This window comes from Litorivivens lipolytica (genome assembly GCF_014191715.1).
In the GTDB taxonomy this organism is placed as follows: Bacteria; Pseudomonadota; Gammaproteobacteria; order Pseudomonadales; family Spongiibacteraceae; genus Litorivivens; species Litorivivens lipolytica.
On record NZ_JACHWY010000001.1, the window covers coordinates 928064 to 942830 of the forward strand.

General features: G+C 52.9%; 13 protein-coding genes and 1 tRNA gene. 3 read left to right on the top strand and 11 right to left on the bottom strand.

All coding sequences use genetic code 11. The annotated features are described in order from the left end of the window. Positions 1-19: 19 nt before the first annotated feature. The 3 genes from FHR99_RS04300 to FHR99_RS04310 form a co-directional block, all read right to left on the bottom strand. The gene (locus tag FHR99_RS04300) at positions 20-1090 is read right to left on the bottom strand and encodes an NAD(P)H-dependent amine dehydrogenase family protein (protein WP_183409302.1); all 1071 of its coding nucleotides are present in this window, start codon (positions 1088-1090) and stop codon (positions 20-22) included. Between the two features lie 90 nt (positions 1091-1180). Continuing rightward, positions 1181-2752, bottom strand: coding sequence for a hypothetical protein (locus FHR99_RS04305; RefSeq protein WP_183409303.1), 1572 nt, complete (start codon positions 2750-2752; stop codon positions 1181-1183). Between the two features lie 10 nt (positions 2753-2762). After that, on the bottom strand, positions 2763-3149 hold the full coding sequence (locus FHR99_RS04310) for a hypothetical protein (protein WP_183409304.1): 387 nt from the start codon (positions 3147-3149) through the stop codon (positions 2763-2765). A 138-nt stretch (positions 3150-3287) separates the two neighbouring features. On the opposite strand from FHR99_RS04310, the gene FHR99_RS04315 reads away from it, so the two are divergent. The 3 genes from FHR99_RS04315 to FHR99_RS04325 are packed head-to-tail and all read left to right on the top strand — an operon-like array spanning position 3288 to position 6780. Continuing rightward, the gene (locus FHR99_RS04315) at positions 3288-4328 is read left to right on the top strand and encodes an OmpA family protein (protein WP_183409305.1); all 1041 of its coding nucleotides are present in this window, start codon (positions 3288-3290) and stop codon (positions 4326-4328) included. A 21-nt stretch (positions 4329-4349) separates the two neighbouring features. Next, positions 4350-6008 (top strand): ShlB/FhaC/HecB family hemolysin secretion/activation protein, encoded by a 1659-nt coding sequence (locus FHR99_RS04320; RefSeq protein ID WP_183409306.1) that lies wholly within the window; start codon positions 4350-4352, stop codon positions 6006-6008. Positions 6009-6027: 19 nt separating this feature from the next. Then, positions 6028-6780 (top strand): MOSC domain-containing protein, encoded by a 753-nt coding sequence (locus FHR99_RS04325; RefSeq protein ID WP_183409307.1) that lies wholly within the window; start codon positions 6028-6030, stop codon positions 6778-6780. 31 nt (positions 6781-6811) lie between these two features. Here the strand turns inward: FHR99_RS04325 and FHR99_RS04330 are convergent, their stop codons facing one another. The 8 genes from FHR99_RS04330 to FHR99_RS04365 all read right to left on the bottom strand — a co-directional run bounded on the left by FHR99_RS04330 (position 6812) and on the right by FHR99_RS04365 (position 14749). Further along, positions 6812-7996 carry a hypothetical protein gene (locus FHR99_RS04330; RefSeq protein ID WP_183409308.1) on the bottom strand — a complete coding sequence of 395 codons (1185 nt, stop codon included), beginning with the start codon at positions 7994-7996 and terminating at the stop codon, positions 6812-6814. 28 nt (positions 7997-8024) lie between these two features. Next, entirely contained in the window at positions 8025-9296 is a 1272-nt protein-coding gene (locus FHR99_RS16560; RefSeq protein ID WP_183409309.1) for a murein transglycosylase domain-containing protein, read from the bottom strand. A gap of 1 nt (position 9297) precedes the next feature. Continuing rightward, entirely contained in the window at positions 9298-9882 is a 585-nt protein-coding gene (locus FHR99_RS04340) for a hypothetical protein (RefSeq protein WP_183409310.1), read from the bottom strand. A 21-nt stretch (positions 9883-9903) separates the two neighbouring features. Then, a complete protein-coding gene (locus tag FHR99_RS04345) occupies positions 9904-10911 on the bottom strand; it encodes a hypothetical protein (protein WP_183409311.1) in 1008 nt (335 codons plus the stop codon). 13 nt (positions 10912-10924) lie between these two features. Further along, positions 10925-12085: an LPP20 family lipoprotein gene (locus FHR99_RS04350; protein WP_183409312.1), complete on the bottom strand. Its 1161-nt coding sequence runs from the start codon at positions 12083-12085 to the stop codon at positions 10925-10927. A gap of 9 nt (positions 12086-12094) precedes the next feature. Next, positions 12095-14191 carry a caspase family protein gene (locus FHR99_RS04355; protein WP_183409313.1) on the bottom strand — a complete coding sequence of 699 codons (2097 nt, stop codon included), beginning with the start codon at positions 14189-14191 and terminating at the stop codon, positions 12095-12097. A gap of 222 nt (positions 14192-14413) precedes the next feature. Then, a tRNA-Val gene (locus FHR99_RS04360) sits at positions 14414-14490 on the bottom strand. A gap of 109 nt (positions 14491-14599) precedes the next feature. Continuing rightward, positions 14600-14749 carry a hypothetical protein gene (locus FHR99_RS04365; protein ID WP_183409314.1) on the bottom strand — a complete coding sequence of 50 codons (150 nt, stop codon included), beginning with the start codon at positions 14747-14749 and terminating at the stop codon, positions 14600-14602. Between the last annotated feature and the right edge of the window lie 18 nt (positions 14750-14767).

A 14767-nucleotide genomic window follows, 5' to 3' on the forward strand; every position in this document is an offset into this window, starting at 1 on the left:
GCGATTAAATCCGCCACGACTAGGAAAGTTTCAGTTGGCTGGTGCCCGGCACAATCGCCACATCCAGTGCCGACAGTACGCCGGCAGGCGCCTTGCATACCGCCGGAATCGCATTCACCAGCCGGTTGGCAGCGGTCGCATTGCCACCCGCTGCCGCGCCTGAATCCACGTGATCAGTCGCGTGCACCGTAATATCCAGATCCGGGTTACCCTTCACCAGAACCCGGTGACAACCCCCTTCCGTTAGCGGCTGCGGCCAGTCTGGGGCGCAATCTGCGTCAATGCGGGTGATATGCTCAGCCACTATCAACGGGCGGCCATTTTTCATACCCATCACTTCAAAACGGAAGGCACCTTGCCCGCCCTTCTCGAAACTGCCCATACCGGCGACTTCAACGGTTTTCTCAAGCGGACGACGCTCCACCATCGTGGTGATCTCATCCAGCTCGACGTTCAGGCCCTTAGCCACCAATCGCACCATCGGCTCCCAAATCTTCAGTAACACCTCGCTGTGCAGCATCAGCGGCAGCTCATCCATCGACTGACCAAAGCCGATCACATAGCGCACGATATCCGGCGCATCGTAGAGGGCGTAGTTGAAAATTTCCTGACAGCGAATTTGTTCAATGCCCGCAACCACACCACTGGCAAACAGTGGCAAGGCATCCATCGCCCAGCCCGGATCGATCCCGGACACCAGCAAAGAGGCGTTGCCACGCTCACAAGCGGCATTCACTTTTTCCAGCACATCCGCCGGAGCCAGGGCGGGATGCAGAAAATCATAGAACGAGGTACTGACCACATCACAGCCCGCCTCCAGACAGTTCAACAGATCCGCCATGGCCTCGTCCGGGCGAATATCCGCCGACGCTGTGTACACCACCACATCCGGTTTGCCCGCCAACACCGCAGCGGCATCACGGGTTGCAATAACCCCGGTCGGAGCAACGCCTGCCAATTCCCCGGCATCACGGCCGTCTTTGGCCTCACTGGATACAATCACGCCGGTCAGCGTCAATTCCGCATGATCCAGAACCGCACGAATCGCCGGGCGCCCGACATTGCCTGTACCCCAGACTGCAACTTTCATACTGCCACTCCTGATCGTTGTTAGTGTTATCGCTCTCCATCATAGAGTGGCAGAGATGCCTCAGACATTACAGGCGATTTACCTGAACCGTCAGAATTGGCTGAAACTGGACTGGACACCAATCCCCACGACCAGATCATCGCCCAGATCCGCCTCAAACTCGGTTTCTGAGCGGTACATCAGGTGAAAGGGAAAACTGAACAACCCCCGACGGTAAGTGAGTGTAACTCGGGATACATCATGATCCGCCCGCAGCAAATCGCGATCGTAACGATAGTAGTCCATACCGGCATCGAGTCTGAGCGAGGACTTGCTCTCCCGGTCCGAACTCGGCATTTGAATCAGCTCGGTGCCCACAGACCAGCCAAAGCGTTGGTAATTGCCGCCCTCAAGCCGGAACACATCGTCGTCGCCCACGATCTGCTGCTGGAGCAGTGGCGGCGTCAGTGCGCTGCCCGCCGACGCCAGCTCCGGCAGCTCTACCCTCAGGATGGCAAGATCACTTTCCTCAAAATACAGCGCCAATCCTAAACCATGTCGCATGGCCCAGCTTTGCAGCATATCGTCCATCGCCTGCGGGCAGTCATCACCGCCAAGATGCTTGTCACAGCGCGAGGTCCAGCGCAGAAAATTGACGTTGTTGAACAGGCCCGAACTCAATTTGATTTTGTAAGTGCGGCTGTCGGCTCCCACCAGATCATCGCGATGCAGACGGCGGTAACCCAGAATCAACTGTGGCTGATTATGTACCAGTCGCCAGAAATCATTCAGTCCGCTTTGGGCAATGCGCGCCTGCGCCTGCTGACTCTCTTTGCGATACTGATAAACGGCGCAATCGACGGCGGCAATATCCGATTCAGAGAACGCCGCGTCCGCTACAATTTTGGTCGCGGCCTCCTGAAAACGGCGGCTGAGCGCGTCTTGTCCCGGCGGCGCATCGGCCATCAACTGCCAGGCCAGCGCCGACTGATCCCGGCCATGATCCATTGGGTCACGCCCCAACCAGCGACCCAACACACTGACATCCGCGCTCAGATAGTAGTCATCGCCCAGATCCAGTCGTGCCTCCTGCTCCCGAAACCCAGCTAACTGTCCCCGCTCAAGCAGGGTCTTTTCAAGCAGCGGATTCAGTTCCGCATCGGGATTGCTGTAGCCACCGAGTTTTACCCGCAGCCCCAGAAAACGCGGCAGAACCACCGATAAACCCAGTGTTTGAGGCTCATTCAATCCACCGCTGGCCTCCAGCAAGGTTGGCACCAGTGTATTGGTGAAATCGTCAGCCACACCCGCGAGCGCTGGCAAGGGCGAGGTCGATACCACTGCCTTCACTCTATCCAGAGTCTGCTTCAATAAAGCCTGTTGAAGATCGCCGCCAGCAGCGAATCTGTCTTGCGCGGATTTAACACGATCATCTCGCTGCTCAACTGAAGCACCGCTCACAACCGCACTACCGTGTGCCTGAAGGCAGCGCAAACGATCAATAGTCGCCTTGGACTCAGTTAAACAGTACTGCAAACGCGGGTTGGGGCCGGCCAATCGGCAATCAGCCCGGTGGGGTTCGAGAAATTGTCGCGCCGCATCAGCAGAGCTGAACGACGCATTTGCGGGCAGCACAATATAGGCCAGCGCCTGCACGGCTAGAAACCGTAGTAGATTGTTCATAAGCCTCTCCTTAGGCGTAAGCGAGCATAAGCGACAGCGGCTGGCTGCTCACATTCTTCGGCACCTTTTCGTAAAACGGTTCGCCCAGCGCGTGATTATTTAGAGCCAGAAGATTTATCTCGATATGCATATCCTGATTGGACGCGGGAATCGCCGTAAAATCACACCACAGGGTGGCGGTCACCGGCAGCGACAGGGTTTCAAAACAACCAGCTGCGCCGCCGGTCTGTTCAATGAGATGCTGGTAATCCCACTCATTACAGCTAATGGTGCCCAGAGTCGGGCCGTCCTCACCTTGCCGCCGCTCCCAGATTCGCAGTCGCAGTCGATATTGCTGACCGCTGTTCAACCCAATCCAGCAGGGCTTTTGTGGTTCATGATTACTATAGACAGCCATGATAATCCTCCGTGACAGACTTTATTATTGTCTCCTTGAAGCACGCCGCTGAAAGCAAGATTGCAGATGCAAGACAGGGCCTCACGCGGTATGCTTGACCCCATAATAACCGCTCGAATATGACAGGTGTTACCCGAATTGGAGAACTGGGCCCACAACGCTCTGGCTGTACTGCTGATCACGCTTTTCAGCTGCGCCCCATCCCTCGCACAGCCGCCTGTTACCGATATGGTCGGCAGTGGTGAAAATTTGCTTTCACCCGGCAGCGGTGATCCCGGTCAGGGCGCTGATGTTTTTGGTATTACCGACCTGATCGGCAGCGAAACTGGAGACTCCAATTCCGGACTCAGCGCCGATAACGGCTGCGAGGGTTTTCAGTGTGACCAGACGACGCTGTTTGAACTACCGGGGCTCGAGTCTGAAGAAAGCCGTGAGAACGCCGAAACCGGCGAGTGTCGCGACAGCGACAAAGATGGCGTCTGTGACACTCGCGATGCCTGTCTAGGCTCCCCCGCCTCAGCACCGGTTCTGGACAATGGCTGCGGCCTGCAACCCGGCAACCCCATTATTCTTAGCGGCGTTCGTTTTGCCTCCGGCAGCGCACAGTTGAACACGGCGGCCAAAAGCTCACTGAGTTCAATTATCAGTTTGATCAAATCCAGCGAGGCGCCACACATTGTTGTCGAAGGTCATACTGATGACAACGGCAGCGAGGAAGCCAACCTCGCTCTATCAGAAGCGCGGGCAAAAGCGGTCTACCAGTATTTGATCAGCAACGGCATAGCGGAAAACCGACTCGCATTCGTCGGCCGTGGCGAAGCCTTTCCTCTGGTCCCTCACCGCACCAGTAGTGGACAGCGACTTCCCGGCGTGGCCGAGATCAATCGCCGCATGGAGCTGACCGTCACTGCCCCGGAAACGTTTGCCGCTTTACGTACCGCCATGCGCGAGCGCGAGCAGCGTCGTCAGGAGAAAATCGCGCAGGAGGCTCGCCTTCGTGAGGAAAAAGCGGCCCAAATACAAGCGGCTAAAGAGCGTGCTGAAAGCGCCGAGGAAAGCTACGACGAAGTGCTGGAGTTTCTAGAAGAAACCGGCACCGCCTCACGCGACGACGAAGGCGAAGCCGAGGATTACAGCGACCCCGGTTACACCCTGGAAGTCATTAACCTGGAAGAATAAAGCGAGCTATACACTTATCTCATGCCAATAGATCTTCCCCCGAGCTTACCGCCCAGCCTGGAAAACCCCTCCAGCGTGATCGACGAGCAACGCAGTCGCGGCGCCTATATTCGCACTGTGGGCGACTTTTCCGTACAGGTAAGTGGTGATCACTATCTCAGCTTTGACGAACTCGAAGCGATATTCGATAAAGCCCGCACTCCATCGGAAGCCATCCTGCTAATGAACGACCAGACTCGCCAGAAAGGTCATTGGCTGGTCGAGTATCTCTATGCCCGCCCGGTGAATGGGATCGTGCATGTACTGGCGATACAAAAGCGTCTCGGAGAGATCGAGGGCGACGACGCAATCACCCATTTCTTCAGCGGCTTGGAAAATACCCCTTCACTGAAACGCCATGAGTTTTTGCGTCGCCAGATTCTGGCCAACCAGTATTCCCGACGAACCGGACGCGATTACTCAACAACCTATTCTTCAGCAAATGCAGGGGCCTTGAATATTCAGCTCAACGAAAAAGCCAGCAGCAAGCGAAAACGCTGGCGGGGCAGCTTACAACTCGGCAATCAGGGCAACCGTTTTGTTGGCCGATACTTTGCGGATACCGCATTGAGCTACACCTTTTCTCGTGGCACCCAGTTGCAGGCACGTCACCAGCGCGCTATTCCCGAATGGGGCGAAACCGGTGAAGGCGAAGATTACAACAGCAATCGCCTCAGCATCAGCCACCCCTCGCGCTGGGGCATTTATGAACTGGAAGCGAGCCACTCAGAATACACCCGAAATATCACCACACCCGCCACTGCCGGCAGCTGCTCCGCCGCCCTGTTTGGCGGCGTGTGTTTGAGCAGCACACCGGGGCAAGCGGCCAGCAGTGAATCTTTCGATGCCACCATACAAACCGTGGCAATCAATGCCCAACAACTAATCTCGGCGGATACCGATCACCGCTGGACACTGCAACAGCGTCTTGAATATATCGATTCCGAACTTTCCAACCGGAGCCTGACACCGCAAGACGAGTCCTACACCGCACTGGAAATCGGAACACGCTATGAGGCGCTGACACCCGTCGCCGGCAAAGCGCTTAACTGGCGGATCAGCCTGCATATCGATCACGGCCTCAGCAGTGATAGCGGAACGTTTGCTACCGCCCCGGAATCACCCAGTGTCGCCATCGGAAAGCGCACTGCAGAATTCACCACGGCGAAACCGAGTTTCTCCGTCATCTACCCCATTACTGAACATTGGGAAGCAGAACTGAGCGCGCAGGCCCAACTCACCAACGATCAACTGCCTCAGCAACAGCAGTGGGTACTCGGGGGCACCTCGCGTCTGCATGCCTACCTGCCCGGCGTGCTGGTCGGCGACAGCGGCTACCATGCAAAGGCCTCGCTGAAACGTAAATGGTCCATCAATGACGATGTAACACTGAGTGCCAGCGTGTTTTATGAAGCAGGCGCAGCAGGCTATGAAGATGTACAACTCGGCAACAGCGAAGACGTGGATCTCAGCCAATACAGCACACTGCAGGACGCCGGCCTGAGCGCATCAATACGCGCCGGTGATCACCTTGAACTTACCGCCGTCGCTGCAGCACCCACCGCAGACAGTAATATCAGCGTAGATCACATAGAAGCTCAGGAAGCGGACTTCTTTATCGTACTAAAAGCCAGCTTTTAAGCCCGGCAAAGAGGATCACATGGCGCAAATTGCCCAATTGACCTACTACCCCGTCAAAGGCCTGCAGGGCATTTCGCTTGAGCGTGTTCAATTAACCGAAAACCGTGGTTTTCCTGCCGACAGGCAATTCGCCATTGCCGACGAAAGTACGCCCTTCGATCCGAGCGAGCCCTGCCATCTCAAAAAACAACAGCTGGTCGTGCAAATGAAATACGAGCGACTGGCCCAGCTTAAAACGGGCTTTGATCCGCTGACCACGGAATTGACACTTTCGTCAAACGGCAGCACCTCTATCTTCGCACTGAGTAATTCGGCGGGAAAGTCGGAGTGCGAAGAGCATCTGACCAATTTCATGCAAGGGCTGATCAAAGGCAAGGCTCGGCTAATAAGCGCACCGGGTATCAGCTATACCGACCTTTCAACGCCCTGCATTTCCCTGATCAACCTCAATAGCGTAAAAGCACTAGAGAAAGCGCTAGGCTATCCAGTAGACCACCGACGCTTTCGCGCCAATATCTACTTGGATGATTTACCCGCCTGGGAAGAAGAAACGTGGCTGAATAAAACCCTGACGATTAACGGCACGGAATTCCTCGTTTACAAAATTACTGATCGCTGCACGGCGATAAATGTTAACCCGGAAACTGCAGCGCGCGATCAAACGCTTCAGGGTTTGAAGCGACAGTTTGGGCATTTGAATATGGGGGTTTATGCGAAGGTGATTAAAGGCGGGGAAATTCGAGAAGGCGACAGCATTAGATTGAGGCAATAAAAAAGGAGGCCGAAGCCTCCTTTTCTTTTTTTTAGAACAACCAGGAGATTGAAACTGCCGTCAGATCAAACTCTTGATCAGGCACGTTCGACAAAGTTGGAATAAACTCCACATCTCTGGTTTCTTGTGCAATATCGAAAACGAGATTGCCGTGTTTAATACCAAAACCGATTGAGCTAGCTTCAATACTATCAACCATAGATGTTTCCGGATTACCGCTGACATCAATATCTGTATCGCTCATACCAAAGCGAACAAACAGCGAGCCTGCACCCATGAACTCTGGGAACATCTGCCATTCCAAACCAAAAGCAGTGCGCTCTTCCTCAAGGTCTCCTTCAGCGTTACCCGTAGTATTCACAGTAAGCGCGTTGAGGATGTCCTCATACTCAAGATTATCGATTTCATAATTGAATGTGATAACTGAATTCATGCCCATGATCGCTGGCAAGGGAGCCATATAGCCAATACCATAGTTCAGCGCTTGAGGACGACCCGGAACGCCTTCTACAGCGTCAAAAGTCACATCGTCTTCGACTTCACTATCAGTTCCAGATCGGTAAATCAGTCCATAAGTCAGCTTATGTCCCTTCGGAAGCACATCATCCAGAGGCGCTTTACCTTGCAGGCCCAGCGAGAAGCCAATTTCGTTCTCGTCTAATTCGTCCTCTTCGCCAGTGTTGATATTCTTGATATCAGCAAACCGGAAGAGCCAATCAAGAGTGAAACCAAAATTAATATTCTCGCTTAGTTCGAAGCCCATCCCCCACTTCAACTCTCGGTAATCTGTTTCAACATCGGCCGCATTTTGCGTCCCATTTACGTTGTAAAACGCCGAATTCTTGAATCGATATGGGGAGAAATATGCAAAACCCTGCTGATTCTTTGCAAATGCGAAGTACTTCAGCGTATTTGAGGAATCGTAAAGATCACCGCATGGGCCGCCTGAGCAAGTATTTAGAAACTCGTTCGTATCAATCCGTTCTACGAGCTCACCAATCTCCAGAGTCGCGTCACCAGAATCCTTAATTTTTGCTAAACCAGCGGGGTTGTACCAAAGCGAGCTACTATCCCCAACGTTAGCAACGAACGCGCCGCCCATACCCATCGCGCGAGTACCCGGCGTATTAAAGTACTGCTCCAAAGCAAAGCTATTGCTCGCCCCCAAAGTCGCACCAGCCATCAGGCCGGCAGCAAGAAGTTTTTTGTTTTTCATTGTCGTTCTCCTCAGTTATCGCTGTAGCTTAGGTTTGTGAAGCTTTTTTATAGCCTTCCGCTCGGCGGACGACTTTTTTCAGGTAATTCTGTGTTTCCTCGTAAGGCAGGTTTTTAATCAGATGATTGTAGACTTGTTCTGGTGACATTTTGTTGATGATCTTTGCCGCCTGATTAACGTTTCTTTTGCCCGTGAATGCCTTGGCGACATTCCCTGCCCCCGTATTGTACGCCGCTATAACACAGTAATAGCGACTCAATGGGTCTTCTATTTTTTTCAAATAGCGATTATTCAGAATCCACAGATAGGCGGCGCCCAGCTCTATATTCTGATCAGGGTTGTATAGAGCTGAAGGTGCCAGCAGAGTCTGCTTCCCATAAACATATTCCGTTGCGTCCAAGCCGGCCGTTTTGGGAACGATTTGCATCAAACCGTACGCCGGAACGCCAGAACGTGCCATCGGATTGAAGGCAGACTCCGTTTGGATCACTGCCAATACTAGGCTGGTTTCCAGATCTCTACGCTGAGATTCAGCCACGATACGATCAGCATAGGCTTCCGCACGCGCAGGCATCGCTACAGCACCCGCATTTGGTCTGGATGCTTTCTTACTCTTCAGAACCTTGGAAATATCTACGCTGGCGGTAACAGCCTTACCGTCCTGAGAGCGTTTTAATTCCAATTTGCTGGCGAGCTCTTTTACCCGCTTCTCCAGCAATTCAGCTTTCTTTTTGTCCGCAGAGCTCAAACCAAAAATCGAGCTATTCGGTACCTTGCTGGTTTTTGCCTTAACACCTTCACGCTTGATACGCGCTTCAACAGCACTGGCAAATTGATCAGTTTCAAACGCGCCCGAGACCGTCGTGGTCAGTACCTGACGAATCTGGTCCTCAAACTTTTTAACCGCGGCTTTCTGATTCGCCTGTACACCCTGCGCGGAGATCGTCAGCGTATTACTCTCGAAGTCGACCGCTCGCTTCACGGCGTAGTCTTGCGTGTAAGACACCCAGACTTTCTGAGAACTGACTTCCGGATCAGGCCAACGTTTTTTGATCGCCTTCTTGTAGTTATCTAATTCTTCTTCAAAAATCTTGCGGTAGGCGGCAAATTCTTCCTGTTGACGCTTCTTGTAAAGCTCGAACTCAGTAGGTTTCTTTGTGGAAGCCTCGACACTGCGCTCTGCAGCCGAATCTAGCTCCCCAGCTTCCCGCTCGAGCTCTCCCCAAATATCTGCTGTCGTGACAGGCGCCGCTGGCAAAATCGCCAGCAGCGCTGTCAGCAGTTTTGCGCTTCGCTTCACCTTACTGAGCCGTCAGCTCATCCAGCTCATTGTGCGCTTTGAAAGCTTTAAATTCCTCGTAGAGGATTGCTTCGTTTTGCGCGCTCAGGTTGGCATCAGCTTCTTTCATCAGATCATTAAATAGATCTTTCGTCAGCGATGGGCTCATGGTCACCATGACACAATATTCCGGCTGACCATCAATACCCATGACATATTCAGCTTTCACCGCGCGAGTACCGGAGAGATTCTGGTTAGCTACAGTTTTGGAGACACTTTCAAAGGAAGAACCGAAGGAATCGCCGGCAGATGCTTCAGTCAGACGCTGATAGGTTTTATCCAGCGCCGTCGCTTTAACTTCAATTTGACGGGCAATTTCAGCACGAGCTAATGCCGTCGCTTTGGCCTGCATAATGCTGGAAGAACCTTTCTTGGCAACGCACTGAGTGCTCGCAAGACCATCTTCAACCATCGGCAGCTTTACCCAATCCGGGCGATTATCGTAAGGCGCCGCGTTGCTTGTCTGAGCGGTCTGTTCTGGTGCACCTGCGCAGGCTGCCAACAAAACACTTGCTGCCAGGGAAGCTGCTTTAACTGCTGTTTTCATAATATTCTCCTTGAGTGAGTTTTATTGAGCAGTGTTCTCGAGTAATTCAACTTCTACAATATAAGGTTTGTCCACGCGCGGCGTGATAGACAATCTCGAAAGGCTTGCCGAAATGCGGTGATGACTGGATAGCGAAACAGCTTCCATCGAGTATCCTCGACCGGTGCTTTCCCCGGATACTGTTTTTTGTAATGATTTGACGCGAACATCTTTGTTCTGCGCCAATTCAGCATAAGCCCTGTGAATTGCCAAATCAATAACGGATTGCAGTGTGCCAGCGGCCGTATAGGCAGAAACGGTAGCTTTTCCGCGCAGCGCATTGGAATTTGCGTAGCGCTTAAATTTCTGACGATCTTCGTAGAGCCATCGTTGAAATAACGTTGCCCCATCACGGCAACTTTCCATCAAGGTGAGTGGCGGCAAATCTCGATTGTTAGTTTCAACAGAAATCGTATGATCAATAAAGCTAAGATATTGCTGAGCCGCCGCCGTACGCAATAATCGATATTCCGAGCTGACATCAGCAATGCCCCAGTACGCAGCCGTTTCACTGGCAGATTTAGCCGCATCCAGCCATTGCTGCTTGTCGGAGATGCGCCATTCACCTACACCAAGCACATTGGTGCTTTCAGCGTCGGATGACTGCCCGCACAGCCACTCAGGCTCGCAGCGCTGACTACTGCACGTTGAGGCCACACATGTATCGTCCGAATGGTCGCCAGTGACCAAATAGGAGAAGACTGCGCCCCGCCCGACGTAGTCGGACGTGAAATCAAAATGACGCCCTTCAACATCAATACCTGCAAACTCAAGCAGCGCATCGTCGTTTTGGAATTTTTCAGGGAGTGTGGCGCCATCAACTGCAAACAGTTGTCGCAATGCGGAACGTCGGCTGGCCGCGATGGCAAGGCTGCCAGCCGCATCAAACTTTTCGGCTACGCCTATGTAACCTTGATACTCGTTCGTGACCGGTTGCGAGAGCCAGCAGGGCTCCGCAGCAAGTGTCGATGTCACCAGCAGGCCGCACATCGACAAACTAGCTTTAAGGATCGGTCCGAGCCTCAAGTGTAGACACCCCTATCGGGTCAACAAAATCAAACCAGCGAAGAAACTGGTCGAACTGATAGTAATCATCGCCCGCCAGAAAACCGCCCTGGCTTTCCAGCTTGGCGAACTCAGACAGCACAATCGGGTTCTCAGTCAGCACACCGATATATACATCGTAAGTGGTTTTGCCGTCTTCCAGCACGAGTGAGGTAAAGGTGCCCCCATCGGGATACTGAAATGCGCTGTTATTATCAACAAAACGGTTTTCCAACAAATTGGCAATTCGCCCGTCTTCATAAATATTAAACAGCGAAAAGTAACCATTGCGGCGGGACGCGACTCGGAAGCTGAAATCGTCGCCGTGCCTCAGCCTGACACTGCGAGCAAAACGAAAATCTGCTGGCGGCCGCGGCGCTTCACCAGAGGCAATATCAATATCCAGTGCTTTGACGGTGCCGGCAAAATCCGGCGCTATAAACGACAGGAATTTGCGATCTGCCACAGTGTACGTGGCACTATCGTTCACGCTAAGCACCCAGCGATTGTTCTGACGCTTGAGATCAATCACAACCGTTTTCTCTAGCGTGCTGGTGTCGCGCTCCAGCTTTTCTCTCAATTCGGATACGAAATGAGAATTCACCAGAATGGACGGCCCTTTAAACTGAATGGTTCTTGGAAGATTGCCCTGCCACTGGCGAGCGAGATCGGAATAAACCTTTTGTACCAGAGGCCGTTTGTCGAGCTGATAGACAACGTAGACTTTGCCGCGGGGATCATCAATATCGCGACACAACTCAACCGCGTTATCGATAGCGACATCGGACTCGATCGACACATCCTGATCAAAGGTCTGAGACTCATAATCATCGATCGCGCGCGTCGTGCTTTTGGTGGTCACAGACACCCGGCTGGAAAGTTTCTGTGCAATTTCGGACAAGGCTAATTGGCGTGCTTTGCTTAGCGATTCACCGACACCCACGCCAACGACAAAGTGATCGGTATCGCGAGGTGTTTTATCAATACAGAACGAACGGTATTGCTGCTCCGCCTGTGTTTCAGACGAAACCTCAGACGCCTCTGAACCCTCCGGCAGCAGGCCACAGGACTGAATTAGAAGCGTGCTTGCAAACAGAAGTGCGCCAAAAAGCCTTTTCACTCGCCGCCCTTACTTCAAGACAGCAAGAGGCTTGGATTTTTGGCCACTGAGCCCGGGGGTCTGATTACTTCCTTTGTCGGTCTGATCAATATATTCGGCCACTTCGTAGCTGACAAAACTCTGAATCTCTTCCGCGCTCACAACGCCGTCGTTGTTGCCTTTCACCCAGTTATCCGCCTTGCCACGCAGTGCGCGCAGGAAGTTGTAGGTAAACAGGCCATGACGACTTTCTTTATGCCAGTAACTGACTTCGCTGGCCGAAGCACTGGTAAACAGCGTGAGATTGTCGATGTTGCCAGGATTCAGCTCATTGGTTTTAAAAGCCGCCGGGCTAACGCCGGTATACAGTGCTTTGGTGCGCTGACCGTCGGAGGTGTCCGTATTACCCGAAAAGCAGGAGTCCAGCACCAGCGTTACGTTATTGGTAGGCAGCGATTTAATAGCCGCGTACAGATCTTCGAGCGGATAGCCCTGCTGGTCGAGTCGTTCCATCTGCGCATCAACCGGCACCAAGTAAGCCTTACCGTCTTCCAGTCCAGGCGCGCCGTGGCCGGAGTAGTAAATAAAGACCGGCGGATTCGGCTGTAGCTCGGAATCCCGCTTGACCATCTTGTACAGGTCGCCGTCTTTGAATTTCTTGTCTTTGGTTCCGAAAATATCACGCAGACCAAAGGTGCCTTCATTCAGGTACAACTTGGTCTTTTGAAAGCCAAGCGTTTTCTTGGCGTACTGAGCCACAATATTGGCGTCGTTTTCCGCGTAATCCACGGCATCCAGATTGCTGTATCGGCTATTGCCGACCACGAAGGCCCGACCGAAGCGAATCTGTTTTGTCCCCGTGGGAATATCGGTATCTACCGGCTCAATCGCAATACCTGCCAAGGGAGCCGCTACAGCAGCCGGGGCCTGAAAGCTGTTGCCCGCGTAACGCTGCGGCGCACTGCCGGCCGGCAGTACCATCGAATGAGCGAATTCCTGCTGAGTACTTTCATCCGCGCGATCAATCGCGCGCAAGGCAATTGGCAAGCGGTCACCGGTTTTCAGGCGATTGGTTTTGGCAAAGGTAAAGGTCACGCGCTGACTGGCATTGACCGCCAAACGACCGATAGCGCTCTCCGTATCCCCAAAAATATGGACGTTGCTATTTTCAGAGCGGACCTGAGTCACCGCATCCAGCGCGGGGCCCTTACCCTGATTTATAACCGTATAGGAAATCTCATAGATATTGCCCTTAACATGAGCCACACGCTGATCGTGAATGGCAAACGCAGCAGGCATATATTCCTGCGTAGCAAAAGCAAATTTGAGTTCGTCCGGGATGCCGAAGCCATCGGCTTCGGTCGCGGTCACACTCAAGTGCTCAGAGCCGGTACCAACCTTATCGGTCGCAATAACTTCGAGGGTTTCCACAATAGACTGACCGGGTGAAACATTCCCGATGGCAAGCTTCCGACGGGTATCACAACACCCCAGCGTCACATGCTGGGAGCTGCTGAATACCGTCAGCTCTACCGATTCGGCCATGGACTGCCCTGCGTTTTCAATCGTCACAACCGCCTTGGCAGATTCCTTAGCCGACAATACATTGTCACGGTTGCTGTCTACGAGGTCATAGCGAATGACCAGCTGAGGGGGATTGGCAAATTTTTCCTGGAGGTCCTGCTGAGCCTTTTGATCTGCCTGCTGCTGTTCCCAGGCAACCTTGCGCTCTTGCTCTATACGCGCCAACTCATTGCTGACGTAGCCCATATAGCGATTGGGGTAGTAATCGTAGGCCGTAGAATCAGAAACGATTCGACGTTCGAGGCCTCGCGGGGTCTCCACCCACTCAACCTGCTGATCTTTGACAATGCGAATCTTGCCGTCAGAGGAATACAGTTGCAGAGCACGCGAAAGATAATCACGCGCAGCCTGATAGTCGCCGGACTCGTAATTTTTCTTGCCCTTGCGATAGAGACTCAAAGCACGTTCTTCTTTGGAACCGCTTTCTTCTTCAGCCTTGTCTTTCGCCGCGCCGAGTAACGAATCAAACAACCCAGCCTGTACCGGCCCGGCAAAGCAGAAAGCCAGAGTCAGGTATGCCCCACACCACCACGCTTTTTTCATTGTTCTTGTCCGATCTTCTTGACCTGAATGCCCGCTTAACCGCAGACACAGCAATGCGTTAACTGTATCACAATTAACCCAAGGGTGTGCATATTACCAAAAGCCATATGCCGAGCTTAACGCTTTGAATTGTATGAATAAACAGTAAATATAATATATTTTTAGTAAATCGGAGCAGAAACAAAAACGGCCCACCCAAAGGTGAGCCGTTTTCGCGAATATTGGTACGACCGAGTGGACTCGAACCACCGACCCCCACCATGTCAAGGTGGTGCTCTAACCAGCTGAGCTACGGTCGTACAGCATCTGATCAGCGGAAAAACCACCCCGCCTTCAGAGGACGCGCATTATAGCCACGCTGCTGACACTAAACAACCACCTGTTTTCAATCAGCTTTCTCCAGCGCCCTCAGCGGGTCTCCCGGTCCATTTCACGGTGTACTTCATTGGCCCGAGCCCGCTCGCGCTCCACCTCTGCATCGCTCAAGGTCCGGCTCGAACTGCACCCCACTGCGGTGAATGTCGCCATCATCAGGATCAGCAACGGAATTTTCTTCATTATGGTCTTCCCCTTTCT

Excerpts from the sequence above, each read along its gene's own strand:
- FHR99_RS04300 (WP_183409302.1), bottom strand. The coding sequence starts at position 1,090 with ATGAAAGTTGCAGTCTGGGGTACAGGCAATGTCGGGCGCCCGGCGATT.
- FHR99_RS04305 (WP_183409303.1), bottom strand. The coding sequence starts at position 2,752 with ATGAACAATCTACTACGGTTTCTAGCCGTGCAGGCGCTGGCCTATATT.
- FHR99_RS04310 (WP_183409304.1), bottom strand. The coding sequence starts at position 3,149 with ATGGCTGTCTATAGTAATCATGAACCACAAAAGCCCTGCTGGATTGGG.
- FHR99_RS04320 (WP_183409306.1), top strand. The coding sequence starts at position 4,350 with ATGCCAATAGATCTTCCCCCGAGCTTACCGCCCAGCCTGGAAAACCCC.
- FHR99_RS04325 (WP_183409307.1), top strand. The coding sequence starts at position 6,028 with ATGGCGCAAATTGCCCAATTGACCTACTACCCCGTCAAAGGCCTGCAG.
- FHR99_RS04330 (WP_183409308.1), bottom strand. The coding sequence starts at position 7,996 with ATGAAAAACAAAAAACTTCTTGCTGCCGGCCTGATGGCTGGTGCGACT.
- FHR99_RS04340 (WP_183409310.1), bottom strand. The coding sequence starts at position 9,882 with ATGAAAACAGCAGTTAAAGCAGCTTCCCTGGCAGCAAGTGTTTTGTTG.
- FHR99_RS04345 (WP_183409311.1), bottom strand. The coding sequence starts at position 10,911 with ATGTGCGGCCTGCTGGTGACATCGACACTTGCTGCGGAGCCCTGCTGG.
- FHR99_RS04355 (WP_183409313.1), bottom strand. The coding sequence starts at position 14,191 with ATGAAAAAAGCGTGGTGGTGTGGGGCATACCTGACTCTGGCTTTCTGC.
- FHR99_RS04365 (WP_183409314.1), bottom strand. The coding sequence starts at position 14,749 with ATGAAGAAAATTCCGTTGCTGATCCTGATGATGGCGACATTCACCGCA.